Source organism: Streptomyces sp. NBC_01707 (assembly GCF_041438805.1).
In the GTDB taxonomy this organism is placed as follows: domain Bacteria; phylum Actinomycetota; class Actinomycetes; order Streptomycetales; family Streptomycetaceae; genus Streptomyces.
The window spans coordinates 3188341-3211648 of sequence record NZ_CP109190.1 but is presented as its reverse complement, the minus strand read 5'-3'; the positions used below and the strand labels follow the sequence as shown (position 1 = coordinate 3211648).

Genomic DNA, 23308 nt, shown 5'->3' with positions numbered 1-23308 from the left:
CCACGGTACGGAAACCCGCCCCGTACGGCCTTGCGCTCCACCCCGGGACGCCCCGGACCGGCTGGTGCACCACTTGCCGCGCGTGGACCCACATCAGCGTGGACCTGTTGCTCTTCGCCCCCGACGGCCTGTCGACCGTCGGGACCTGGGCGTGGTGCGAGGTCTGCGAGGACCCAGACTCACCCCTCCCGGTAAGGCGGATCGACCGTGGCTGACCGAAACGCCCAGCTCGACCAGGCTGAGGCCGACTTCGCTGAAGCGGTCGCTCTGGCGCTCACCGAGACCGCCGACGAGTTCGCCGACGCCGTCCAGGACGCGACCGAGCTCGTAGCCGCCCGGTTCTCCGTCGGCCGGATCACCCGCATGTGGGGGAACCGCACCAGGAGCCTGGTACGCCGTCTCCTGGGCACGGCCGAGACCGCCGCGGTGGCCGCCGCCGAGGACGTCGACGCCGAACTCCCCGACGGGTGGGACGACCTGCCCGGCCGGTACGACGACGACACCCTGCCCGAGGGCATCGGCCAGTACGTCACCACGACGGAGCACCTGCTCGGCGCAGTTGGCGACCGGCTCGCCGAAGCCGCCCGCGCGGAGCTCGCTGCCGGCGTCGACGCGGGCGAGGACATCGACCAGTTGCGTGCCCGGCTCCGTGCCGCGTTCACCCGGGAAGGTGCGGAGCTCGGGGAGGTGCGGGAGGAGCGCATCGCCCGCACCGAGTCCGCACGCGCCTGGAACATGGCCACCCTCGCCGCAGCCCAGGCCGCCACCGGCCCGGACCGGTCCGTGGTGAAGCAGTGGGTCACCCGCCACGACAAGAAGGTGCGCAGCGCCCACGACAAGGTCGACGGGCAGATCCGCCTGCTCTCCGAGCCGTTCACCGTTGCCGGTGTCGAGATGCAGACCCCCGGCGACCCGGCAGCCCCGCCCGGGCTCGTCATCAACTGCCGTTGCCGCCTTGAGGTAGCCCCCGAACTGCAGGCCGCTGCCATGGAATCTCAGGAAAGCCCGGTGGTGGAACTTTCAGACCCAAGGGAGACCCGTGTGGAAGTCGCACAGTCCGTGACCGCCGCCGCCGACGGCAGCCACCTCAAAGGCGCGATGATCGCGCTCCTCCCCACCCAGGAGGAAGCGGCCCGCCTCGCCATCGAGGGCGGCGAGAGCGCTGAGGAACTGCACCTGACGCTGTTCTTCCTCGGCGACAACGGCGACGACTGGACCGACGAGCAGCGCGACGAGCTGATCGGCAACGTCCGCACCGCCGCCGAAGGCATCGACGGCCCTGTCACGGCCCGCGCGTTCGGCGCCAACCACTGGAACCCCGACAGCGACAGCCCGTCATGGGTCTGGGCCATTGGCGACGACCGCGACCGCGAACCCGACGCCCCGACGCTGGACGCCGTGCACCACGCCGTCACCCACGCCGTGGAGGACACCCACGGACAGCCCGAGCTGCCCGTCCAGCACTCGCCGTGGCAGCCCCATGTCTGTGCTGTCTACAGCGAGGAGTCGTGGCCGCTGGACGTGCTCGTGGAACGCCTCGGCCCCCTCACGTTCGACCGGATCCGCGTCGCCTTCGCAGGCGAGCACACCGACATTCCCCTCGGCACCCAGGAGGAACCCATGGCCGAAACAACCGCGGCAGGGCTGCCGGCCCGCCCCTGGTCCACCCCCGACGACTGTGCGATCGCTTTCGAGAACCAGCAGACCGGCGACGGCCGGATCTTCTCCGCCGGGGCCCTGTACTGGAGCGGCCCGGGCCCGTGGCCGCTCCAGTACGCCGACGAGATGCTGATGGGACACCAGGGCGCCGAGCTCGCCGGTGCGATCCAGGAGATCGGCCGCAGCGGCGACCGCATCACGTCCAGCGGGGTCCTGTACTCCACCCGGTATGCCGGGCAGGACGCGATCACCCTCCTGGAAGAGGAAGCCCCGCTCGGGATCAGTGTGGACCTCGACGACGTCGATATCGAGTTCGTCGACAAGACGCTCAGCGAGGAAGACGCCGGGTGGTTGTTCGCCTCCGCGACCTTGTCGAGCGTGAGCCTGCTGCCCATGGATGACGGGGCGTTCATGCTGTCCGCGTCGACGAGCGCCGAGTGGACAGCCTCGGGTGGGATCCCTTCCCGGAACCGGTTCGACGTGCAGCTCATCACCGGCCCCGGCGGGCAGGTCAGCGCCGAAGGGCTCCACGCCGCGTTCGCCGGCACCAGTGTGCTCACCGCGGCGGCCGGTGACGCGGACGACGACACCGGTCTCGTCGTTCACTCCGAGAGCAGCGGCGACTTCCTGGTCCGCATCACCCGCGCCCGCCTCCGTGGCGCCACCCTCGTCGCGATGCCCGCGTACGACCGGGCGCGCATCGTCCTCGACCCGATCGAAGAGAGCCAGGAGCCCCTTGCCGTGGCCGCCGCTGCTCCGGTCGCCGCCGCAACGAGCGACACCCACCAGCGGGTTGTGACGTACGTGTCCTCCTCGCCGGTCGCGGTCGGCGCCCGCGAGGTCGCCACAGCCGTGGAGATCAGCATGTCGACGGCGCGCGGCCACCTCGTCCGCGCCGTGAAGGCCGGACGCCTGATGCGCCTCGCCCCCGGCCTGTACGTCGGATCGTCGACTCTCCCCGAGGGGGAAGCGGTCGCGTCCGCTGGCACCGAGGACGACGACAGCGACGAGCTGGTGGCATCCGCATGGACCGCGATGCGCGACACCGACCCGATGCCGGCCGCCTGGTTCCAGGAACCCACGGAGGACGAGCTGCCGCCCGGCTCCGGCGGCGTGCACTACTCCGGTGGCCGGGTCTTCGGTTGGGTTGCCCAGGCTGGTGAGCCGCACGCCGGATACCCGGGCAGGAACCTCACGATCGAGTCCCTCGGCCAGCTCGACCTGTCGCACTTCATGCGGGCGCACTTCCGCCTCGACGACGAATCCACCGTGCGCGCCGGGGCGTTCACGATGAACGCAGGACACCACCGCGACGGCGCCGAGTGCGAGACGTCCAGCTGCCAGTTCGACGACACCAGGACTGTCGCGGGCATCGTCACGGTCGGCATGAACGAGCGTGGTCTCTGGTTCTCCGGCGCAGCCGCCCCGTGGCTGTCTGAGTGGGACCGCCAGGTCTTCCAGGCCTGCCAGCCCAGCTACCACATGAAACAGGGCGGCGACGGGCGTTGGCAGCTCCGCGCCGTGCTGTCCGTACCGGTGCCCGGGCACTCCTCGCCGCTCCTGGCATCGACGATCGCCGAGCGGTCCAACCTCGCCCTCGCGGCATCAGCAGCGGACGCCCTGACCGCCCCGGACGCGGTGTCCGGATACGACCCGGACAACCCGGCCGAACCGTCAACGGACACAGTCCCTGACCTGCCCGGACAGCGTCCGGACAGCGCACCCGGACAGCGTCCGGACAGCGTGTCCGCGCAGTCGGCCACCGACGTCGAGCTCCTGGCCGCCGCCCTCCTCGAAGGGCCTTTCATCGACGGCCTTCTCGCCGCCATGGACCGGCGGGAAGCCGACCGGCGGGCGGAGATCGACCAGCTCGCCGCATCCATTGCGCTTACCCCTGAAGAGATCACCGCCAGCGCCAACCCGAAGGGAGCCAACTGATGGCTTGCTCCTGCCAGAACAAGAACCGTGAGACGCACGAAGTCGTGACCGACGCCGGGAAGGTCGTCTTCTCCTCGTCCTCGAAGCCGACCGCCGTTGCCGTCAGCAAGCGTTACCCGAACAGCGAAGTCCGGACGAAGCCGAAGGCGGGTGCGCAGGCTGCCAAGTAGGCGTGCGGAAAGCCCCGGCCGCAGCGGCCGGGGCTTTGCCGAGCTTGGCTCAGCCGGACTGGCCGCGCACGATGTCTACGACGTCGAATGCGCTGCGGGCACCCCGCCCGTAGAGGATGGACACAGCCACGAGCCCTGCAGTGCCTAGGAGAGCCGTAATTGCTGGGTCGGGTAGGTCGAAGAAGGCAACCGCTACAGCGGTTCCGGCCATGAACGCGGCCGCTGCGATCATTCGTAGTGGTTCCCAGTCCCGGGCCGGCGTGAGGCCCTGTAGGTCTTCCTCCGGGAGCAGGGCGGCGTTCCATCCCTTTGTGTGCCGGTCTGCAATCTTCAGCACCAACTCGACCAAGGGGGTCAGCGCGCTGAGAGACGCCTGATCCAGCTGGCTCTCGGCCTTCTCTACCGCAGCGACCACAAGGCGCTGATGCTCCCTCAACCGTCGTGCTCGGCGTGTGAAGGGGGTCACTGCATAGCTCTGATGTGCCCGTCCGATCTGCCTCTTCAGGGCACTAAGCGTTCTGAACAGTTCGTTCACGTTTTGGGCTTGCTTGCGAGATCCCTGGGTGCGCACTCGGTTGGCAGCCAGGATCACGGTGTGTACACGTCCGATGAGCGCAGTCTGGCGGAACACGGAGGCTTTCAACCTGCGGCGATTTGCGCCGAACCTCCAAACTCGTGCTGCGATGCCGTAAGGAATGGCAGCACACACAACGAAGGCCATCCAAAAGGCTGAGAGGCCGATGAGAGCCACCAAGAAGACGAACGCGAAGAGTGCGATGGGGTTTACGGACACCTGATGGGTCATGTAATTGGCGCTGGACTCCCTCGTCGCTGGGTCTGGGCGACCGAGTCGGTTGACGAACAGAGTGGTCTCCGCGAACCAAACGGCTATGCGCGCGTACACGACAAGTGCCGCTACCACGAGGGACATCTGTATCAGCGCCAGCGGAACCAGGTAGTCCCGCGACCAGTACCGGCGGCGTAGGGCGATACGTACGTGCACCCCGGGAGGGGGCAAGCCGAGTCCTGCCAGCGCGTCAGTGCACCTCTTCAGGCTCTTATTGGCTGCCCTCACTGCTGCCCGATTGCGCCGCACGCGGGTCCCCTCCCTGTTCTGCTGGCTGCGTCAGCGTAGAGGTGAAAGGGCGCCTGCGAGGCAGGTTGTAGTCCTTGCTGACCCCTGACCTGGCGCAGCTAAGAATCCGCGTCCCTGTCATCTGGCTATGCTTTGTGGCAGCGTCGCTGGTTCTGGGCCGGACACTCCGAGATCGATCACAGGAGTGCCCGCCCATGGCTGATCAGTTTGAGCTCCCCGAGGACATCCGCGCCCTCAACGACGAAGAGTTGGCCGCGACCCTCGACGAGGCTCGTGCCGCATTCGCCGCCCTCTCGGCAGAGAACACCATCGACGACCAGGGCATGACGCGGATGCGAGCCCTCGCCACCGGTGTCCAGGACATCCGCCAGGAGCAGGCCAACCGGCTCCAGGCCGCCCAGCAGGCCGCCACCGAGATCGAGCAGCTCGCCGCCCAGGTGCGGGGCGACGACCCGGCCGCCGAACCGGTCGAGGAGACCGCGGAAGAGCCCACCGCAGCAGCCGACCCGGAGCCCGAGCCCGTCGTCGAGGCGCCGGTGCAGCCGGCGACCGCCACCGCTTCCCTGGTCGCCCGCCCGGCCCTGAACCTGTCCAACGTGCGGCGGCACCAGCCGCGCGTCCTCCCTGAGCCGCCCGCGCCGACCACATCGATCACCGCGGCGGTCGACGTCCCCGGCTACACCCCGGGCAGCCCGCTCGGCTTCACCGAGATCACCGCGGGCATCATCGGCCGCGCGAACGCCCTCAAGACGGCGGGTGGCGGTGTGGGCCAGGTGATCAGCTACCGGCACCCGTACCCCGAGGACCTCATCGTCACGGACTCTTCGAGCGCACCGGAGGGCACGAACGTTGCGCTGCGGGCGTCGGACCAGAACCGCCTGCCGCAGGGCAACCTCGTTGCCTCCGGCGGCTGGTGCGCACCCTCCGAGACGGTCTACGAGCTCACGTCCGTGTCCTGCCCGGACATGCTGTGGGACGCCCCCGAGATCCAGCTCGCGCGCGGCGGCCTGCGCTACTACAAGACGCCGTCCCTGGACGTCGCGGCGATGACGTGGGTCCACACCGAGGCCGACGACATCAGCGGCGCGACCAAGCCCTGCTTCCGGATCCCTTGCCCCGACCCGGTCGAGGTTCGCTGTGACGCGGTCGGCGTCTGCCTCGAGGCGGGCATCCTGACCCAGCGGCACTTCCCGGAGCTCGTCTCCTGGTACCTCCGCAACTCGATGGTTGCGCACGAGATCCGGCTCCGGCAGGTCCTGTTCGCGCAGGCCGTTGCGTCGGCCACCGCGGTCACCCTACCCGCCACGTTCGGTGCGCTCTCCCCGGTGTTCGCGGCCGTCGCCCTTCAGGCCGCCGACATGATCGAGCGCCACAGCTTCTGTGACTCGATCTCGCTGGAGGTCGTCTTCCCGTGGTGGTCGCGGAACCTGTTCCTCGCCGACCTGGCCCGCCGTAACGGCGTCTCCATCGACGAGGTGACCGAGGCGCAGGTACAGGCCCTGTTCACCCCGCTCGGGGTGCGCATCCAGTGGGCGCGTGGACTGTCCCCGGCCGTCCCGACCGACATCGGTGCTGCGACCCCGGCGACGGCCTGGCCCGAGGAGATCCAGTTCCTCATCTACCCGGCCGGCCAGCTCCAGATCGGCCGTGGCGAAGAGGTCAACCTCGGCGTGATCCACGACTCGACGAAGTTCTCGACCAACGACTACACGGCCCTGTTCGCCGAGGAGTGCGTCGCCCTGGTCGACCGGTCGGTCGACACCCGCGTCGTCACCGTCCCGGTCTGCCCCACGGGTGAGACCGGTGCGCAGACGCTCATGACCTGCCCCGCAGCCTGACCCCTCCCGCCCCCCACCGTGCCGGGCCCGTGACCTGAACACGGGCCCGGCACACCCCGATTGAGAACGGAGGCGAGCGATGGCCGCAGGGCTGCGGAAGTACGTCGAGGCCATTCCAGGCACCCCGCTACCGCACGGCATCCTCAACGCCTGCACCGACGTCCGCGACGTAGACGACGTCCACGAGCTGCTGGGTGTCGAGTGGATGGCCCTCGGCTGCTGCCCGGTACAGGTATGGCGGGACCCGTGCCTGAACGACGAGAGTCTCGGAGACGAGAGCCCGGGCGCACCAGTGCAGAAAGAGTTCTGCAGGCCGTCCGTAGAGCACGCCGAGCCCATCACGGTCTACGCAGGCTCCGAGTGCTCCACCATGGGCTGGACGTACACCGAGGCCCGTGAGCACGCCGAGGCCTCCCTCGAACTCGGCGAACAGCAGGCCGTCGAGGCCGGGTTCTGGTCCGCGAAGCTCGCCATGACCGCAACCGACCTCACCCCGGCGGAAGGCCCGGTATCCATCGCCCAGGGTGTCGCAGCCCTGGAAGGGTGCCTGGCCGAGCAGTACGGCGGGGTCGGTGTTCTCCACGTCCCGGCTGGCGCCGCCGCTCTCCTCGGCTGCTGCAACCTCGTCCAGTCGGACCCGGCCACCGGCAGCTTGCGGACCCTGGCCGGTAACTGCGTGATCATCGGCGCCGGGTACAGCGCGATGAACACCGGCCCGGGCAACCTGCCCGCCGAACCGGGCACCGCCTGGCTCTACATCACCGGCCCGGTCGTCGTCCGCCGCGGCCCTACCGAGACCGTGCCCGACCAGCCCGGTGCGTCGGTCAACATCCGCAACAACGACCGCAGGGTCCTCGTCGAGCGGACCTATGTGGTCGCTACGACCTGCACCGTGTGTGCCGTGCAGGTGACTACATGTCCGTGATCAGCCTCATCCGCGTCCAGCCAGGTCCAGCGCTCCGCGGCGGCGAGTTGGGCGACGTAAGCCGCCGTGATGCCGAACTCCTCAGCGATGGCTCGGGAGCTGCGGAGGTCCGGGTAGATGGCGCGCTTCAAGAACCGCTCGCGGATCGTGCGAACGTCGTCCCGCGTCAGCTTCGCCGCGGGCGATGCTTCACCGCGGTTGGCCTTCGTGGCTCGACCGGCCTCGACCATGTCTCGCATGTTCCGAGTCGCGTCACCGAGGTACAGGTGTCGGACGCTGATGCATCCCTTGTCGCCTCGGTGACAGGTGTGGAGCACGAAGTCACTCCCGGGGTCGCGGCCATTCGCGATGATCCACACAGCGCGGGCCGCGTTGATCTGTTCTCCCTTGTAGGTAGCGGTCCAGCGGTAGGCGAGGCCGTCGAGGATCAGGCACTCGTCGCCGGTGGCCTGCGCCGCACGGCGCAGTTCGGCGAGCACCTTGCCGCTGCTGCGCACGTACAGGCGCCCCATCGGGCTCCTGCCATGCTCGCGGGACCACTTCCAGCAGTTCACGCACCAGCCGGGCGCGTAGCGCGCTTGACGGCCGCAGGCAGCCCCATTGGCGAACGTCACCACGCAGACCGTGGACTCCACGCGGCGGTGCGGCACTCGGCCGGACGGGTCCTTGCCGTGGTTGCGGCGGGACCAAGCGTCACAGGGGGCGCACCAGCCGTTCGCGTACTTCCGGCGCCGGGTGCAGTGGGTGCCGTCCGCGAACACGGCGACACACGTAATCTGGGTCATGTCGACTCCTACTCAGTCGGCAGAACCCCGGGAAAGGCGCCCACCGCCACCCGGGGTTCATTGCGCCCTCATTCTACCGGCGAAATGCCTGGTCAGAGCAGCTTTGGGGGTATTTCGTGTGAGTAGCGACATGATCCTTATCCAGCCGACCAGGGAGCAGCGGCGGGCGTTCGCGCAGTGGGCGGTCGCTCAGGTGCCGAAGGTTCGCACCGTCGGCACCAACGTGTTCGCCGTCCCTGCCGCTCTGTTCGTCGAAGCCCCCGAGAGCGTCCTCGTCGGGTCCCTCGTTGACGGCACCCGGTACGTGTCCCCGGACGAGGACGCCGCCCGCCAGGCGCGGCTCCTCGACTGCGGCTTCTGCCACGAGGAGGCGGGCGAAGAGGTCCACCCGCACCCTGAGTGCCCGCAGGGCGGGGCGCAGGAACCGGAGCCGGAGCCGCTGCCGGAGTTCACGCCTCTGGAGGACGCCCCCGCTGATGAGGGCGAAAGCGACCCAAGCGATTCAGGTGCGGAAGTACCGGACGAAAGCGGGCCGTTCGCGTGCGACGTCTGCGGGCGTGAGTTCACCAAGGTTCGCGGCCGGGACACCCACCGCCGCCAGGTCCACGGCACGCAGGGGGAGTAGCCATGCCGGTTCAGTACCTGCCGTGTGCGCCGGGCGGCGGCAACCCGTCACCGGGCGAATCCTGCTGCTCCCCGGCTATCACCTCGACGTCGCTGTGCCAGGCCGACGGCAGTCCGGTCCTGCTCCTGGTGCGCTCGCCCTGCGTGTGCGGCACCACTCCGCCCGGAGACCCCGAAGTCGTTGGGTGGATCGACCCTACGACCGGGGCGTTCACCGCGGGCCCGGCCCCCGCCGGATCGGGGCCGTGCACCCAGGCCGGCGGGTGCGGCAGCGTCGCCGTGGTCGAGCTGTGCGACGTCCAGCCCGACGGGACTCAGGTCCGGTTCCTGCGGCACCTGGTCCACGACTGCGACGGCACAGTCACCGGCACCACGGACACCGCCACCGACGGGACGACTACCTACACCCCGACGGGCGAGGTCGGCGAGTGCACCGAGTGCGAGCCGGTCCCGATGTGCCCGCAGCTCCTTGGAATCACCGGCCCGGACACATGGACGGTCCCCGCCGGAACGGAGTCGCTGGCCGTGACGGTGACGTGCGGGCCCGTCACCATCACCGACTGCTCGGGCAACGCGACCGTCGTCAACGAGTGCGGGACGTCCTTCAACTGGGCGGCCACCGGCACCCGATGTGAACCCGGTGAGCTGTGCGGCCCCGTCACGGTCGATGTCGCCGACGGCGCGACCGTCTACGTCCAGTGGATCAGCCCCTGCGGACAGGGAGACGAGTCGTGATCACCGCCTGGCCGCCCCGCACCTTCCCCTCTTCCCCCCATTCCCGACCCGGCTTGACCTGATCTCACAAGGGAGACACCCCCCCATGGCTGGTAAGAGCTGCTGCAGCGGCGGTGGCGCGTCCACGGTCAACGTGACGATGCCCGCAGACAACGAAGTGGTCGTGCTGTGCGACCAGGCCACGGACGGCACAGTGACGCCGTTCCTGCGCCGCTACTCGGTCGCTTCGGACGACACGGTCACGGCGACGGACACGGCCCTCGACGGCACCACCGCCTACGCGACCGCGGGCACGGTCACCACGTGCGGCGGCGGCGCGGCGGAAGACGAGTCGCCCGGCGCGGTTCCCTCCGGAAAGCAGATCATCGAGCGCTGCGGCTGCGATGACACGGACGGCGACGGCGTCGGCGACGTCCAGTACACGGAAATCTGGGCGATCGACCCGGACGGCGTGGACGCCCCCGTGCTCCTCGGCACCTACCAGGACGGGGACCTGACGCAGCCTTACACCCCCGTCGCGCCAGTCGACTGCACTACCGACGGCGACGTGTCCACGCCGACCACACCGGTCACCGTGCACTCTGGCGGCGCGAACCTCGCCGCCTCCACCGCGGCGGCCCTGCCCGCCTCAGGGCTTCAGTCCGTGACCGTGACGACGCTGACCGGGAACACGGTGGTCGTCACGGACTCCGGACCGGTCACCATCCCCGCCGGAGCCACCCTGACCTGGTCGGTCACCCGCGACCAGGACCAGGCCCTCACCGTCACGTCCGTCACCACCGGGCCCGTTGCTACCGCCCTTGTGGCGTGGACCAACGTCTGACCCTCCCTTCGACTGCCTCGCGACCCGGCGCACTTCAGAACCGGGCCGCGAGGCCCCATCTCTCTGACCACTGCAACACGGGAGCGGATCACATGAGCGGAACCTCAGGCGGCTACAGCGTCCAGCACGACCACGACAGCACCGTCCTCGCGGATGACTTCGACCTGCTGCCGACCGCCATCAACACCTGGACGGGCGTGGGCATCAACGTCACGCTGCCGACGGCGGGCACCTACCGCGTGGAGGCGGAGGTGAGGGCGAACGTCGCGGGCGGCGGCTTCGTGACGTGCCGACTCTTCAACGCGACTGCCTCGGCGGCGGTCGCGGAGACGCTGCGTCTCGTGGAGCAGCTGAACGGGGCCGCGCCCAACCAGGGGCAGAACAACACCGCACCGATCACGACCTTCATGACCGTCACCGGGCCGACGGTGGTCCGGCTGGAGGGCATGCGCGGTGACGCCACCGGCGCCATGACGCAGGCGCAGATCGTGACCGGCGCGGGCGGGCAGACGTGGATGGGCTGGGAGCGCATCGCGTGAGCGGCACCGCGGGCTCCGTCGCGGCGTCGCAGCCCCACGGCGAGACGCTGGGGGCGGACGTGGACCTTCAGGCCGTCGCGACGGACACGTGGGTGGCGACCACCGCCCAGGTCGTCCTTCCCGAGGCGGGGACGTACGCCCTGTCCGCTGACTGCTTCTCCAGCCTCGCCGCGACCACGCCGTGGGCCGTTGCGGTCAACGCCCGCCTGTTCAACGTCACCGACGGCACACCGGTGGGTGTCGAGCGGCGGATCCAGTTCGGAAACATCAACGACGGCGGCGGCACGGTGATGTCGCTGCAGAACGCCGGCAGCTTCAGCACGTTTCTGACCGTCACCGGGCCGGCGACGGTCCGCGTGGAAGGCAAGCGGACGCACGTCGGCTTCAACGACTCCACGCAGGCGATCCTCGCCGCTCCCCGCTTGGGGTTCATGAGGGTGGCGGGCTGATGGCAGGCGCCTCCGGCGGCTACACGGTGCCGCACATGGGAGCGGATCGCATGAGCGGCTTGACCAGCAACCATTCTGAAAATGTGAGGGTTTGACTATGGCCGTCGGAGGCAACTTTTCCGCGTGCGGGTGTGGCGGCGGCTCGGACTGCCCGTCACTGACTACGCCGATCGCATCCACGGGGCTGTGCCTGCCTGACGGCACGCCCCTGGCCGTCGTCATGGAGCGGGACTGCTCCGGGAACGTGGCCCAGACCGGGTGGTTGAACCTGACCACCGGTTCCTACACCACGGGCGTGCCCCCGGCCGGGACGGCCGCCTGCGGCGACTCCCGCAGCATCACTGTCAGCGGCGTGTTCTGCGACATCGCCTCCGACGGCACCGTGCACGGCCTGGTACTCGTGGAGTACCACTACGCCGACGACGGATCGATCGATTCGGCGCGCCTGGTCGACGCCGCCACCGGCACCACCTACACGCTGCAAGGGCAGCTGACGGTCTGCCCCTCGGGCGGAGACGACGACGAGTCTCCGGGTGAGGCACCGGCCGCCCGCCAGGTCGTCGAACGGTGCGGCTGCGACGACAGCGACGGCGACGGTATCGGCGACATCCGGTACGTCGAGCTGTGGTCCGTCGACACGACCGGTCTGAGCCCGGCGTTCCTCATCGGCACCTACATCGACGGGGACTTCGACCAGCCGTACACCCCGGTCAACCCCGTCGACTGCCAGGACACGGGCGGCGATGAGTCGCCGGGCGAGCCCACCCAGACATGCGCCCCGCAGATCGTGGAGCGCTGCGGCTGCGACGACAGTGACGGCGACGGTATCGGCGACGTCCGGTACACGGAGCTGTGGGCGATCGACCCATGCGGCGGAGACGCGCCCGCCCTCCTCGGCGCCTGGGTGGATGGGGACTTCGACCAGCCGTACACGCCGGTCGCTCCGGTCGACTGCATCGGCGGAGACGAGTCGCCGGGCGAGCTCGCGGCCGGGTTCGAGGTGGCGCCGGTCCCGCTGTGCGTCATCGACGACGCGACCGGCAACGTCCTGCAGAACGTGCTCGCCGAGGTCGTGTACGACCAGACCACCGGCGACCGGACCGGCGTGCGGTACGTCGACCACGTCACCGGCGCCCCCGTCGCGCTGCCGGGCGGCACGCACCTGGGGGTATGCCCTCAGACCGGAGCGTGCTCGAACTGCGAGACGCTGCTTCTGTGCGACGTAGACCCGACGTCCCCGTCCACGATCGCCGGGACCGCCGCGTCCGGGACGCTGTCCAACGGCGTCGGCTGGACCGCGACGGGCCCCGCACCGTTCGCCCCGTCCCGACAGAGCGACGGCGCGGCATGGTGGGGGCTGGGCCTGTTCCCGAACACGACCACGCCCGTCACTACGTGGACGTTCAACCAGCCCGTGACGGCCGAGTTCAGCGTCGCGATGTCGTACGTGGCCGGCACGGCAGCGGGCGCTAACACAGTCCAGCTTCCGGCCGGGGCGCAGCCGCTCAGCCTGCCGCCCGGCTACACCTTCGACCGGGCCACCGCCGTTCTGTCTGCGGATGCCACGGTCACGGGCTGTCCCCAGATCCGGACCCCCAGCCGCGAGACTTCCGCCCGCTTCCGCGTCACCGGAGTGACGTCGTTCGCTCTTCAGTACCTGGGCGTGCGGGCCCTCGTCCTGGAATGCCAGGTGTTCGGGAACTGGGCCTTCGGCGCTGTTGACGTGTCCCTGGGCGGGCAGTTCCTGCGCACCACGTGCCGGGACTGCCAGGGCGAAGTCCTCGACGTCACCGACACCACCCTGGACGGGACCAGCCCCTACACCCCGACCGGCATCGTAGGGGTCTGCCACCCGCCGGAGGCGGAACCCTGCGCGTCCACGGTGCAGATCCTGCGGCTGTGTGACCTGGACCCGGCCGTCGAGCCGGGCGACGACGGCAAGCGGTGCGCGGTCCCGTTCCTGCGGCACCTGGTCCACTCCTGCGACGGCGCCCTGGCCGAGACCCGCGACACGGAGATGGACGGCACCACGGCGTACACCCCGGTCAAGGTCGTCGACTGCGGAAGTGGCGGCGTCCCCGCCCTCTCTGAACTCCTGTGGCCGCAGACCGGCATCGCCGAGGACCCGGCCGGGGTGGCGCGGCAGGACTTCGTCTACACCGTCACCAACCCGGAGACCGGTGAGGTCGCCGAGGTCAAGCTGCACGCGAGCAGCGCCTCGCCCGGCGGGTGCGGCGCGTACGACCCGGCGAACCCTGTCTTCAACAACCCGACGGTGTACACGCTCACCCTGGACGATGCCGCCCAGGAGATGAGCACGTTCCGCCTGGACTTGCTCGACTTCGACACCTTCGAGGGCGTCACCGGCCTTAGCCCGCTCCCGTCCCGCGTCGAAGGAGACGTCACCTGGAACGGGTCGACGATCACGGCGAACCAGAGCAACAGCACGGCCTACGTCTACTTCGACAGCCCGCCCGCGCAGATCGCGTACCGGTACGGCAACACCGGCGGCGGCCTCGCCTGCACCTCCGTTCGCTTCCAGGGCATGACTCTCGTCCCGGACGGCTGCTGCGGGTGCGGCACTGGGGATGAGACGTGTCGGAACGCGTCCACGCTGCTGATGTGTGACCTCCCGCAGGACGGGGAGCCGGCGCTGACGGTGACGGACACGGACCCCACGCCGTACTACTCGGACCCGGTGGCTGCGCCCGTGACCGGGGCTCAGGCCTTGTGGGCGGGCGGAACGCTGGACCTGCCGCCGGGGACGGCGCCGCAGCCTGGGACGCTCGGCACGGTCAATACTCTCGCCGCCACGCTGACCGCGGCGCGACCGGCCTGTGACGACGGGACCGCCACGGTCACCGTGTCGGTTCTGGTCGCCCAGACCGGCCCGGACGACGCGTGCGGGGCCGCGGGGCACCTGCGGCTGTTCAACGGCACCCAGCAGGTCGCCCTGGTGGTCGTCCCGAACAACGCGCCGGTGGGCTGGTCTGCGACGCTCACCGCCGCCGCTACCGTCCCCGCGGCGGACGTCGCGGCCGGGAACGTCGCCGTGGTGATGGCGCTTGACGCCTACGACTCCGGCTCCTGCACTCCTGACCCGCGCACCACCGGCTGGAACCTGTCCCAGTTCACCGCCAGTACCGTGTACGACCAGGACACATGCGCGCAGCAGGTCCTGGCGAACGTCGTGTCCGACTGCGACACGGGCGAGGTTGTCGGGATCTCGTACACCACCCTGGACGGCCAGGCGTACGAGCCGGCGGGCAGCGTGGGCCAGTGCCAGCCCACCGGCGGCACGACGGAGCCGTGCCGGGACGTGTCGTCGACGCTGCTGTGTGACGTCGCGTCGCAGTCCACGATCACGGTGTTCGACCCGCTGAACGTCCCGGGGGCGGACGGCTGGCAGGTGACCAGTTTCACCGGGTTCAACCTGGACGCGCCGCCCCAGGCGGCCATGCCGTACGACGCCACGCACCCGGCCGGGAACTCGGCCTACATGGGTGCTCGGGACGACCTGTCTTCCGGGACGGCCACGGTGCTGTGGACGGACTACGATGCGGCGCCCGTGCGGTGGGTGCTGACCAAGCAGTTCACGGCGCCCGAGGACGGGATGGCGGTCGTGGAGGCGGCCGGGTTCCGTGGTGACGGTGGCGCCCGGGTCCGGATCAACGGGCAGGACGTCGGCCTGTACGGGCAGTGGAACCAGCCGGCCGTGGGCGGCAGCTCACAGGTGCCGGTGACGGCCGGGCCGAACGTGATCGAGATCGAGGTCCGCGACACCGGGGGCCCGAACACCGTGCAGGGCCGTCTCGACGTCACGATGACGCAGACGAATCAGTTCTTCCGCCAGCAGGTCACGGACTGCGAGACGGGCGCGGTGATCGCCCAGACGGACACCACGCTGGACGGCCAGCCGTACACGGTCACCGGCACGGTCGGCCAGTGCGAGCAGGTACAGACGTGCTGCCCGCCGCCGGCGCCCGAGGCGCGCGTGGACCTGGAGACGCAGCTCCTGTGCATTCTCGACGCGGACGGGCAGTCGACCGGGCAGGTCATCGCCGAGTTCGTGTACGACGACCAGTCCGGCGACTTGATCGAGACCCGCTACAAGGACCCGACTACCGGGGATGAGGTGACGATCCCGGCGGGCACGACGCTGGGGGCGTGCCCTGCGCAGCCGTGCGGGGACACCGAGCTGGTGCAGCTGTGTGACCTGGTGTACTCGCCGCAAGCCCCGATCCCGACCCCGGCCGGCGACTTCACGCTGACCGGGAACGTGGTAGCAGCCAACGGCGGCACGACCCTGTGGTTCGCCCAGGCCAACCAGGTGGCCAACGGCGTGGCCGAGTTGACCGTCAGCGGGCTGCTCCCGGCCGAGATGTACGAGTTCCGGTTCAAGTCCGCGTGGGTCGGTCCCGGGGCCCCCGACCCGGCCGCCAACAACGCCATCTATCTGCTGGAGATCCTCGACGGGACCACGGTCCTCGCCACGAGGACCCGGAACACCTCCAACGGGTCGAACGCGTACCCGGGCGGTGCGCTGACCGACGATCTGCCGTCGCTGGCGTTCATCGCCCCCGCTACCGGCACGGTCACGATCCGGTTCACTGACCAGACGACCGGCGGTGCGATCAACAACCGTGACCTGTACTTGATGCCGATCGAGGTGCGGACGGCGGTGCTGACTGTCACCTCCACACCGTTCCTGCGGCGCTTCACGTTCGACTGCGACGGCGGCCTCACCTCGACCCAGGATCTCGGCCTGGACGGTGCCACGCCGTATGTCGTGCAGGGCGAGGTCGGCTCGTGCGGCTCGTCCGGCGACGGCAGTTCGGTGACCGCTCCGACCGGCGACGTCGTGGACTGCGAGGACGGCAGCCGGGCGCTGCTCGTGAAGGTGTGCGACGCCGGCGACGAGTCGCCGGGCGAGCCGACGCCGTGCCGGGACTCGACCACGATGCTGGTGTGCGACATCCCCGCGTCGACCACGACCGAGGTGGACGCGGACCTTACGGATTCGACCGGCGCAGCGGCCGGCGCTCCGGCCGGGTGGGGTGGCCCCGACCTGGCGGGCCCGTACACGGCGCTGTGGTCGGGCGGGACGCTGACGATCCCGGCGACGGCTGGCCCGACCGCGCAGACGACCGCGGTGGCCGGTGTGCTGACTGCGGATGTCCCGGACGGGTGCGACGCGGCGACGGGCACGCTGACGGTGTCGGTGAAGGTCACGAACAATGGCCCAGCCGCTGGGCAGGTGTGGGACGGCACGCTGCAACTCAAGAAGAGCGGCGTGATCCTCGCGGACGCTCCGTTCCCGCTCAGCGCGGCGGTGGGGCAGACGTTCGTGCGGACGGTGTCCGTGCCGGTCACGCTCGCTGACCTGGCGTCCGGTGAGCTGTACGTGCTCATGGGGTTCGAGACCTACCACCTCGGCGCCAAGGGCTGGACCGCGCAGGAGTTTTCCGCGGTGGTCGAGCTGGAGGGCTGCGAAGCCACCACGACGACGCAGATCCTCCGTACCGTGGTCACCGATTGCGAGACCGGGGAGGTCGTCTCCACGTCGGATACGACCCTCGACGGGACGCCGTACACAGTGACCGGCGAGGTCGGCCAGTGCATCCCGGCCGACACTCCGGCGGCGTGCTGCCCGACGGGCGAGACTCTGGCCCTGTGCGACGTCGCCGACGACGGCACCACCACGGCTTTCCTGCGGCGCCTGACGTACACGCCGGACAGCGTCACCCCGGCCGTATTCGACACCGGCCTTGACGGGGCGACGCCGTACACCGTGGCCGGAACGGTGGGAGTGTGCCCCGGGGCGCCTGACGAGCCGGTCAAGGTCGTGGAGCAATGCAGGTGCGACCAGACGGCAGACGGGGTCGTCGAATACGTCGAGCTGATCGCGGTCGCCGAAGACGGCACCCTGACCACGATCGGCACATACGACGAGGACTTCGCGCCCTACACGCCGGTCTCCCCGGTGGCCTGCCCGGTCGAGGGAGCGCCCCCGGCCATGGGAGTCCAGGCCCGCAGGGTCGAACTCGCCCCAGGCGGCTCGTGGTCAGCGGCCGGGGTGACGCTGCTCCAGTCGGTCACCGCTGTCAGCCACGCCGGCAACGGCACCGTCACCACCACGGACGGGGACAGCACCCTGCACGACGGCGAAAGCGTCACCTGGTCTGTGGCCAGGGACACGGATGCGGCCCTGACCGGACCTCTGACGATCACCGCAGGAACGGGCACGGTGACGATCGCGTTCACCACCGCGGTGACCCTGTGAGTTCCCTGAGTCAACCTCTATGCCGCCATAGGCGTGTCCGTGTCCTGTTTGATCTTGTTGCTGGCGCGGTGGATCTCGGGGTCGTAGCAGGTGCCGGTGCGCCAGCAGGCCCAGATCACGCGCAGCCAGGAGCGTGCGAGGATGCGGGCGGCGTGGGGGTGGCGTTTACGGTCCGCCCTGGCGTCGTTGTAGATCTTCGCGGCCCAGTCGCTGCCGTGTCGGCTGTTGTCCGCGTAACCCACGATGGCCAGTCGGGCGCGGCGGTTGGCCGCGTAGCGGAAAGTGACGACGCGAGACTTGCCGGAGGCGCGGGTCACGGGGACGACGCCGGTCTCGGCGATGAACTGTTCGCTGGTCCTGGAGCGTTCCAGGATCGGGCCGATCTCGCCGATGATCTGTCCGAGGTTGATCTTCCCGATGCGCGGCATAGTCGCGAACAGCGGTGCGTAAGGGTGGGTTTCCACGGCGCTCGCGATGGTCTCGTCCAGGGTGCGGATGGTGGCCCGGATGCTTCGCACGAGCTGGACCTGGACGCGGACGAGGTGTTCGATGACGGTCTCGCTGAGGCGGGAGGCGGGCGCCGGCGCGGAGCGCAGTCGCTCGATGAGCACGCTGCCGGGCCGCTTGCCGGAGTAGCCACGGCGCTTGCACCAGGCCTCCAGCCGTCCGGCGGTGAGCTTGGCGGCGGAGGCCGCGGTGGGGTACCGCTCCAGGAATGCCAGGGCGATGTCGCTGTCGAGGCTGGCGAAGACGGCCTTGCCGCCGGGCCAGTGCGCGTCCAGCAGGGCGGCGAGCTGGTTGACGGCCGCGACGCGGGCGGCGACGTGGTCGGCCCGCTGCCGGGTCAGGGCCTGGATCTCCATGGTGGCCTGCCCGGTCGGTTCCAGGCGGGGCAGGAAGTGACCGTCGGTGCGGAGGTAGTCGGCGAGCTTGAGGCTGTCGCCCGCGTCGGTCTTGGCCTTGGAGGCACCCCAGCGCGGGCGCATCGCGTGGAAGGCGTTCGGGTGCACCGGCACCACCGGATGTCCGCCGGCAAGCAGCCGGTCCACGACCAGGCCGCGGGTGGTCTCGATGGCCACCGGCAGATCCGCCGGGCTGCCGTACTTCGCCAGCTTGTCCAGGGTCCGGGCGATGCCCTCCTCGGTGTGCGCAAACTCCCAGCGGGCCACTCGGGCACCGGTGTTGTCCATGACCGTCACGTCGTGGGTCTCGGTCGCCCAGTCCCATCCGATGTACACGAAAGAAGTACTCCTGTGTCGTGCGCGGAGCACCTGCCCGGTGGTGAGGACGTCTGCCGGGAGCTCATTAATCGGCCCTCTGCGGGGCGTGTCCCTGATGCCGATCAGACGGCCTCGGCCCGGCGGGGCTGGCACAACTCACAGTGGCCGTCGAGCAGCTCGCGACACAAGCCATGCACCCACCGGGACCGAGAGGTCACAACCCTACCGAAGAGGGCTGCAGAAGGGATGGTCCTCTAATGAGCGGTACCGACGGCAGTGTCGGTACTCAGGGACCGGTCGGTCCCGCTGGTCCTCAGGGACTGGCGGGCCCGGCCGGGTCCCCGGGTGAGCCGGGGGCCCAGGGCGAGCCGGGGGAGTCGGGAGCCCAGGGCGCCCCCGGCACCCCGGGTGTCCCGGGCTCTCCCGGCACCCAAGGGGAACCCGGACCGGCCGGCGCCCAAGGCATCCCCGGAACCCCTGGCGCCCCCGGTGCGCCGGGGACGCAGATCGCGCGCGCGGTCGCAACGACCGACAGCTCTGGCCAAGCCGTCTTCACCTGGTTCCCGGCCTTCGCAGCCCCGCCGATCGTGACCCTCGCCGTACAGGCCGGCGCCGGGTTCCGATCGGTCCGGATCGTGTCCAACACCGCCACTACGACGACCATCCAGGCAACAGGGGCGGCCGTCGTCGAACTCCTCGGCATCCAGCTCCTGGCTGCGAGCATCGCGGCGGCCGGTGTCGTCATCCACGCCACTGCCGTCCCCGCCTGACCCCGTAACCGAAGGCGAAGTCCGCGAAGTGCACCGACGCTACAAGCCGCGAGACCCCATCAACGGCGGTCGCGCTCTCGCCGCCGAGTTCGGCGTCAGCCCTTCCACGATCAGCTGCGTTGTACGCGGAAAGACCTGGACCCAGACGAGTGCAGGACCCGGTTGAGCGCCCAGCCAGCGGCGCTATCACCTGGCTATGCTGGGCGGTAGCGCTGCTGGTTGTGGGCCGGGCCTGACCAACGCAAGTCTGTTGGAGGCCCCAAGATGTCCTGTCCCCTGATCGCGAATGCGGACACGATCCGCGTTACCCGGGTTGACGGCTGTGGCCGCCCGGTCTGCGGCGAAGACAACGGATTCGTGTTCGACTGCTTTGCGTCCCTCGCAATGAACCCGAATGTCGAGGACGGCGAGGACGTGGAATACAAAGCGGCCAACGGAAAGATCTGTGGTTTCAAGCGCGGGTGCCCCAGCTTCAAGGGCTTCGACACCGAGCTCAACTTCTTCAGCGTCAGCCCCGAGTTCATTGAGATCACCACGGGCAACCCGGTGGTCTACGGGTTCGACGGGAAGCCGATCGGCTACGACGACTGCTCGATTCAGTGCAACTCCGGGTTCGCTTTGGAGCTGTGGGCTGAGGTCCTCGGTGCGGAGGCGTGTGAGGCCACCGGCGCGGGCGAGGGCGCGTGGATCTACTTCCTCCTCCCGTGGGTCACCAACGGGATGCTCGGGGACCTGGAGGTCGGCAGCGAAGCCGCGTCGCTCACGCTGACCGGTGCGACCCGTGCGGGCGGCGGGTGGGGCACCGGCCCGTACGACGTCATGCCGCTCGACGCGGCTGGCACCGCCGGGCCGCTCCTCACCCCGCTCGGCGCGACCTGTCACCGCAGGACGTTCATCACGACCGTCGCTCCGCCGGAGCCCGTGTGCGACTACACCCCGGTCACCGGCGGCCTCTGCCTGGCGTCCTGACCATGGGTGCACCCGACATCGTGGTACCGGTGAGGGAAGGGGCCGTCAACGAGCAACTGCGCTACGCGCTGCGCTCGTGGGCGGCCCACCTTCCGCACGGCCGGGTGTGGCTTGTGGGGCACCGGCTGCAATGGGCGGCCGGTGTCGGGCACATCCCGACCCGGCAAGCGGGCACGAAGTACCAGAACACCACCGTGGCGGTGCGTGCGGCGTGTGAGCACCCCGACGTCTCCGAGCGCTTTTTGCTGTGCAACGACGACTTCTTCGCCATGCACCCCGTGGAGGAGATGCCGGTCTTCCACCGCGGGCCTGTGCGGAGGGTGGAGGCGTACTACGCCGCCCGCGCCTCGGGGAAGTACCTGCGCGGTATGCGGGAGACCAGAGAGCTCCTGGAGAGCCTGGGGCACCTCGAGCCGCTGTCCTACGAGTTGCACGTCCCGCTTCCTGTCGATCGGGCCGGCATGCTCAACGTGCTTGAGGTGGGACGCCACTTGGACGTCGTCCACAAGCGATCCCTGTACGGCAACCTTGCGCAGCTCGGCGGCGCGGAGATCCGGGACGTGAAGATCCTCCACCGGGCACCGCGCGGCTACGGGCGGGACAGCCCGTTCCTGTCGACGATGCCCGACTCATTCGCGCACGGGCACATCGGCCAGTTCATCCGCCGTGCCTTCCCCGAGCCGAGCCGCTACGAGACGAGGAGGCGCTGATGCCGCTCCAGACAGGCGTGTGCGACGCCTGGCCGACAAGCCTGTGCTGCGACATCCCCGAGGGGATGGAGCAGGAAGAGGTGGACCGGTGGACACGCGTTGCCTCACAGATCCTTTGGGGACTGTCCGGAAGACGCTGGGGCCCGTGTCCGGTCACTGTGAGGCCATGCAGGCGCTCGTGCACCGACGACGACTTCTTCAGCTTCCAGGCCGGCACAGGCACCGGCCCGTGGATCCCGTACATCGGCACGGATGGGGCGTGGCGGAACGCCTCGGCGTGCGGCTGCAAGTCGGACTGCTCATGCGGCGAGCTGTGCGAGGTCTATTTGCCTGGTCCGCTGTACGACGTCGTCGAAGTACTCGTTGACGGCGAGGCCCTGGTCCCGGAGGCCTACCGGGTCGACGCACCCGGCAAGTTGGTGCGTACCGACGGCGAGTGCTGGATGGACTGCCAAGACATGGCTGCGCCGACCAGCGAGCCAGGGACGTTCGCGGTGACGTACCGGTGGGGCCTGCCGCTCGACGACGCGGCGATCGCCGCCGTGTCCGACCTGACGTGCCACCTTCTCAAGGGCTGCTCCCCGGGCGGCTCCTGCGGCTGCAAGGCGAACCGGAACCTGACGCGCATGGTGCGCCAAGGCGTCGAGATGGAGATGCCCGACCCCACGCTGCTCTACAGCGAGGGCCGGACCGGGCTGCCCATGGCTGACATGTGGTTGGCGATGGTGAACCCCTACCGGATGACCAGCCCGTCCCGCGCCTACTCGCCCGACTACAAGCGCCCGCGAGTGACGACATGGCCCTGAGCCCCCTGGCGATCCATGAGCTGACGGAGGCTGTCCTCGGCTGTGTGTGCGTCGCCCTCGACCGCACCGCGGCCCAGGTGGACGGGCAGCCCGGTTGCCCTTCCTGCCGAGCGTGCGTGGTGCCAGGTGCCGTGGCCTGGGACTCCTGTGACGACCCGTGCGGCGCGGAGTCCACGGGTGGTCAACTCACCGTGTCGGTGGCGCGGATCTTCCCGTCCACGGATGCGGACTTTCCCGCCGAGGCTCGCGTCGTGCAGGGAGTGCGTGGCTGTGCGCCGCCGACGGTCACCGGCCTGGAGCTGGTCGTCACGCTGCTGCGGTGTGCCCCCACGTTCACCGAGACCGGCTGTCCGCCCACCTGCGACGAGCTGTCGGTGGCGGCGCAGGTTCTCCACGTCGACATGACGACGGTCTTCAACGCACTGCTGTGCTGCCTGCCCGGAACCGAGCAGCGGCCGCGCGGCCGACGGTTCGTGATGGGCGTCCAGCGGACCGTTGGGCCGGAAGGCGGCTGCGTCGGCCTGGAGCAGCGCGTCACCGTGGCGTTGCCGGGCTGCGGGCAGTGCCCCGACGACGAGGAGTCACCGTGAGCGTCGAGGTGCGGATCGACACCGGCAAGATCTCCCGCCTGCTGAGGCTGCGCGGCGGCCGTACGGCGCGGAAGCTGGCCGAGAGGACACAGAGGGTCGCCCGCATCGCCGAACGCGAGGCGCCGGGCTCCATGGGCAACTACATCACCTGGAAGGTCACCGACGGGCCCAAGGGGCTCCAGGGCGTGATCGTGTGCGATCACCCCAAAGTGAGGTTCGTCCTCGACGGCACGCGGCCGCACATCATCCGGCCGCGCCGGAAGAAGGTGCTGCGGTTCGAGATCGGCGGCCGCGAGGTGTTCGCCGCGTACGTCCGGCATCCAGGCACGAAGCCGAATCCGTTCATGGCCAGAGCACTTCGGCAGGGCCGCTGAGCCGG

General features: G+C 69.8%; 19 protein-coding genes. 16 read left to right on the top strand and 3 right to left on the bottom strand.

Translation table 11 applies throughout. The features are described 5' to 3' along the window. Window positions 1-207: 207 nt before the first annotated feature. The gene (locus OG963_RS14250) at window positions 208-3597 is read left to right on the top strand and encodes a phage minor head protein (RefSeq protein WP_371799000.1); all 3390 of its coding nucleotides are present in this window, start codon (window positions 208-210) and stop codon (window positions 3595-3597) included. Next, entirely contained in the window at window positions 3597-3767 is a 171-nt protein-coding gene (locus tag OG963_RS14245) for a hypothetical protein (protein ID WP_371798999.1), read from the top strand. The genes OG963_RS14250 and OG963_RS14245 overlap by 1 nt, the downstream gene beginning before the upstream one ends. Window positions 3768-3816: 49 nt before the next feature. Here the strand turns inward: OG963_RS14245 and OG963_RS14240 are convergent, their stop codons facing one another. Then, the gene (locus OG963_RS14240) at window positions 3817-4770 is read right to left on the bottom strand and encodes a hypothetical protein (protein ID WP_371798998.1); all 954 of its coding nucleotides are present in this window, start codon (window positions 4768-4770) and stop codon (window positions 3817-3819) included. A gap of 287 nt (window positions 4771-5057) precedes the next feature. Here OG963_RS14240 and OG963_RS14235 point away from each other — a divergent pair, with 287 nt between their 5' ends. Beyond that, complete coding sequence (locus OG963_RS14235) at window positions 5058-6701, top strand: major capsid protein (protein ID WP_371798997.1); 1644 nt, start codon at window positions 5058-5060, stop codon at window positions 6699-6701. 79 nt (window positions 6702-6780) lie between these two features. Beyond that, window positions 6781-7626: a cupin gene (locus OG963_RS14230; protein ID WP_371798996.1), complete on the top strand. Its 846-nt coding sequence runs from the start codon at window positions 6781-6783 to the stop codon at window positions 7624-7626. On the opposite strand, the gene OG963_RS14225 is transcribed toward OG963_RS14230, so the two are convergent. Further along, window positions 7569-8411: a hypothetical protein gene (locus OG963_RS14225; protein WP_371798995.1), complete on the bottom strand. Its 843-nt coding sequence runs from the start codon at window positions 8409-8411 to the stop codon at window positions 7569-7571. The two genes, OG963_RS14230 and OG963_RS14225, sit on opposite strands and share 58 nt — an antisense overlap. A 118-nt stretch (window positions 8412-8529) precedes the next feature. Between OG963_RS14225 and OG963_RS14220 the strand changes: the two genes are divergently transcribed. From OG963_RS14220 to OG963_RS14195, 6 genes are all read left to right on the top strand, one after another. Beyond that, window positions 8530-9036: a hypothetical protein gene (locus OG963_RS14220; RefSeq protein WP_371798994.1), complete on the top strand. Its 507-nt coding sequence runs from the start codon at window positions 8530-8532 to the stop codon at window positions 9034-9036. 2 nt (window positions 9037-9038) lie between these two features. Next, window positions 9039-9770, top strand: coding sequence for a hypothetical protein (locus tag OG963_RS14215; protein WP_371798993.1), 732 nt, complete (start codon window positions 9039-9041; stop codon window positions 9768-9770). An 85-nt stretch (window positions 9771-9855) separates the two neighbouring features. Next, entirely contained in the window at window positions 9856-10593 is a 738-nt protein-coding gene (locus OG963_RS14210) for a hypothetical protein (RefSeq protein ID WP_371798992.1), read from the top strand. Window positions 10594-10685: 92 nt separating this feature from the next. After that, window positions 10686-11132, top strand: a complete 447-nt coding sequence (locus OG963_RS14205) for a hypothetical protein (protein ID WP_371798991.1) — start codon at window positions 10686-10688, stop codon at window positions 11130-11132. After that, the gene (locus tag OG963_RS14200) at window positions 11129-11581 is read left to right on the top strand and encodes a hypothetical protein (protein ID WP_371798990.1); all 453 of its coding nucleotides are present in this window, start codon (window positions 11129-11131) and stop codon (window positions 11579-11581) included. Before OG963_RS14205 ends, OG963_RS14200 begins: the two co-directional genes overlap by 4 nt. A gap of 262 nt (window positions 11582-11843) precedes the next feature. Next, entirely contained in the window at window positions 11844-17864 is a 6021-nt protein-coding gene (locus OG963_RS14195) for a hypothetical protein (protein WP_371798989.1), read from the top strand. Between the two features lie 17 nt (window positions 17865-17881). Here the strand turns inward: OG963_RS14195 and OG963_RS14190 are convergent, their stop codons facing one another. Next, a complete protein-coding gene (locus tag OG963_RS14190; RefSeq protein ID WP_371798988.1) occupies window positions 17882-19102 on the bottom strand; it encodes an IS110 family transposase in 1221 nt (406 codons plus the stop codon). Window positions 19103-19341: 239 nt separating this feature from the next. On the opposite strand from OG963_RS14190, the gene OG963_RS14185 reads away from it, so the two are divergent. The 6 genes from OG963_RS14185 to OG963_RS14160 all read left to right on the top strand — a co-directional run bounded on the left by OG963_RS14185 (window position 19342) and on the right by OG963_RS14160 (window position 23303). Beyond that, window positions 19342-19854 carry a hypothetical protein gene (locus OG963_RS14185; RefSeq protein ID WP_371798987.1) on the top strand — a complete coding sequence of 171 codons (513 nt, stop codon included), beginning with the start codon at window positions 19342-19344 and terminating at the stop codon, window positions 19852-19854. 384 nt (window positions 19855-20238) lie between these two features. Next, window positions 20239-20823 carry a hypothetical protein gene (locus OG963_RS14180; RefSeq protein WP_371798986.1) on the top strand — a complete coding sequence of 195 codons (585 nt, stop codon included), beginning with the start codon at window positions 20239-20241 and terminating at the stop codon, window positions 20821-20823. Between the two features lie 2 nt (window positions 20824-20825). Beyond that, window positions 20826-21533 carry a hypothetical protein gene (locus tag OG963_RS14175; protein ID WP_371798985.1) on the top strand — a complete coding sequence of 236 codons (708 nt, stop codon included), beginning with the start codon at window positions 20826-20828 and terminating at the stop codon, window positions 21531-21533. Then, the gene (locus OG963_RS14170) at window positions 21533-22339 is read left to right on the top strand and encodes a hypothetical protein (RefSeq protein ID WP_371798984.1); all 807 of its coding nucleotides are present in this window, start codon (window positions 21533-21535) and stop codon (window positions 22337-22339) included. Before OG963_RS14175 ends, OG963_RS14170 begins: the two co-directional genes overlap by 1 nt. Continuing rightward, entirely contained in the window at window positions 22330-22929 is a 600-nt protein-coding gene (locus OG963_RS14165; protein WP_371798983.1) for a hypothetical protein, read from the top strand. Before OG963_RS14170 ends, OG963_RS14165 begins: the two co-directional genes overlap by 10 nt. After that, entirely contained in the window at window positions 22926-23303 is a 378-nt protein-coding gene (locus OG963_RS14160) for a hypothetical protein (protein WP_371798982.1), read from the top strand. Before OG963_RS14165 ends, OG963_RS14160 begins: the two co-directional genes overlap by 4 nt. Window positions 23304-23308 lie beyond the last annotated feature (5 nt).

Bases quoted from the DNA above. Each gene is read 5' to 3' on its own strand.
- OG963_RS14245 (WP_371798999.1), top strand. From the start codon at position 3,597: ATGGCTTGCTCCTGCCAGAACAAGAACCGTGAGACGCACGAAGTCGTG.
- OG963_RS14235 (WP_371798997.1), top strand. From the start codon at position 5,058: ATGGCTGATCAGTTTGAGCTCCCCGAGGACATCCGCGCCCTCAACGAC.
- OG963_RS14230 (WP_371798996.1), top strand. From the start codon at position 6,781: ATGGCCGCAGGGCTGCGGAAGTACGTCGAGGCCATTCCAGGCACCCCG.
- OG963_RS14225 (WP_371798995.1), bottom strand. From the start codon at position 8,411: ATGACCCAGATTACGTGTGTCGCCGTGTTCGCGGACGGCACCCACTGC.
- OG963_RS14215 (WP_371798993.1), top strand. From the start codon at position 9,039: ATGCCGGTTCAGTACCTGCCGTGTGCGCCGGGCGGCGGCAACCCGTCA.
- OG963_RS14210 (WP_371798992.1), top strand. From the start codon at position 9,856: ATGGCTGGTAAGAGCTGCTGCAGCGGCGGTGGCGCGTCCACGGTCAAC.
- OG963_RS14205 (WP_371798991.1), top strand. From the start codon at position 10,686: ATGAGCGGAACCTCAGGCGGCTACAGCGTCCAGCACGACCACGACAGC.
- OG963_RS14185 (WP_371798987.1), top strand. From the start codon at position 19,342: ATGAGCGGTACCGACGGCAGTGTCGGTACTCAGGGACCGGTCGGTCCC.
- OG963_RS14180 (WP_371798986.1), top strand. From the start codon at position 20,239: ATGAACCCGAATGTCGAGGACGGCGAGGACGTGGAATACAAAGCGGCC.
- OG963_RS14175 (WP_371798985.1), top strand. From the start codon at position 20,826: ATGGGTGCACCCGACATCGTGGTACCGGTGAGGGAAGGGGCCGTCAAC.
- OG963_RS14170 (WP_371798984.1), top strand. From the start codon at position 21,533: ATGCCGCTCCAGACAGGCGTGTGCGACGCCTGGCCGACAAGCCTGTGC.
- OG963_RS14165 (WP_371798983.1), top strand. From the start codon at position 22,330: ATGGCCCTGAGCCCCCTGGCGATCCATGAGCTGACGGAGGCTGTCCTC.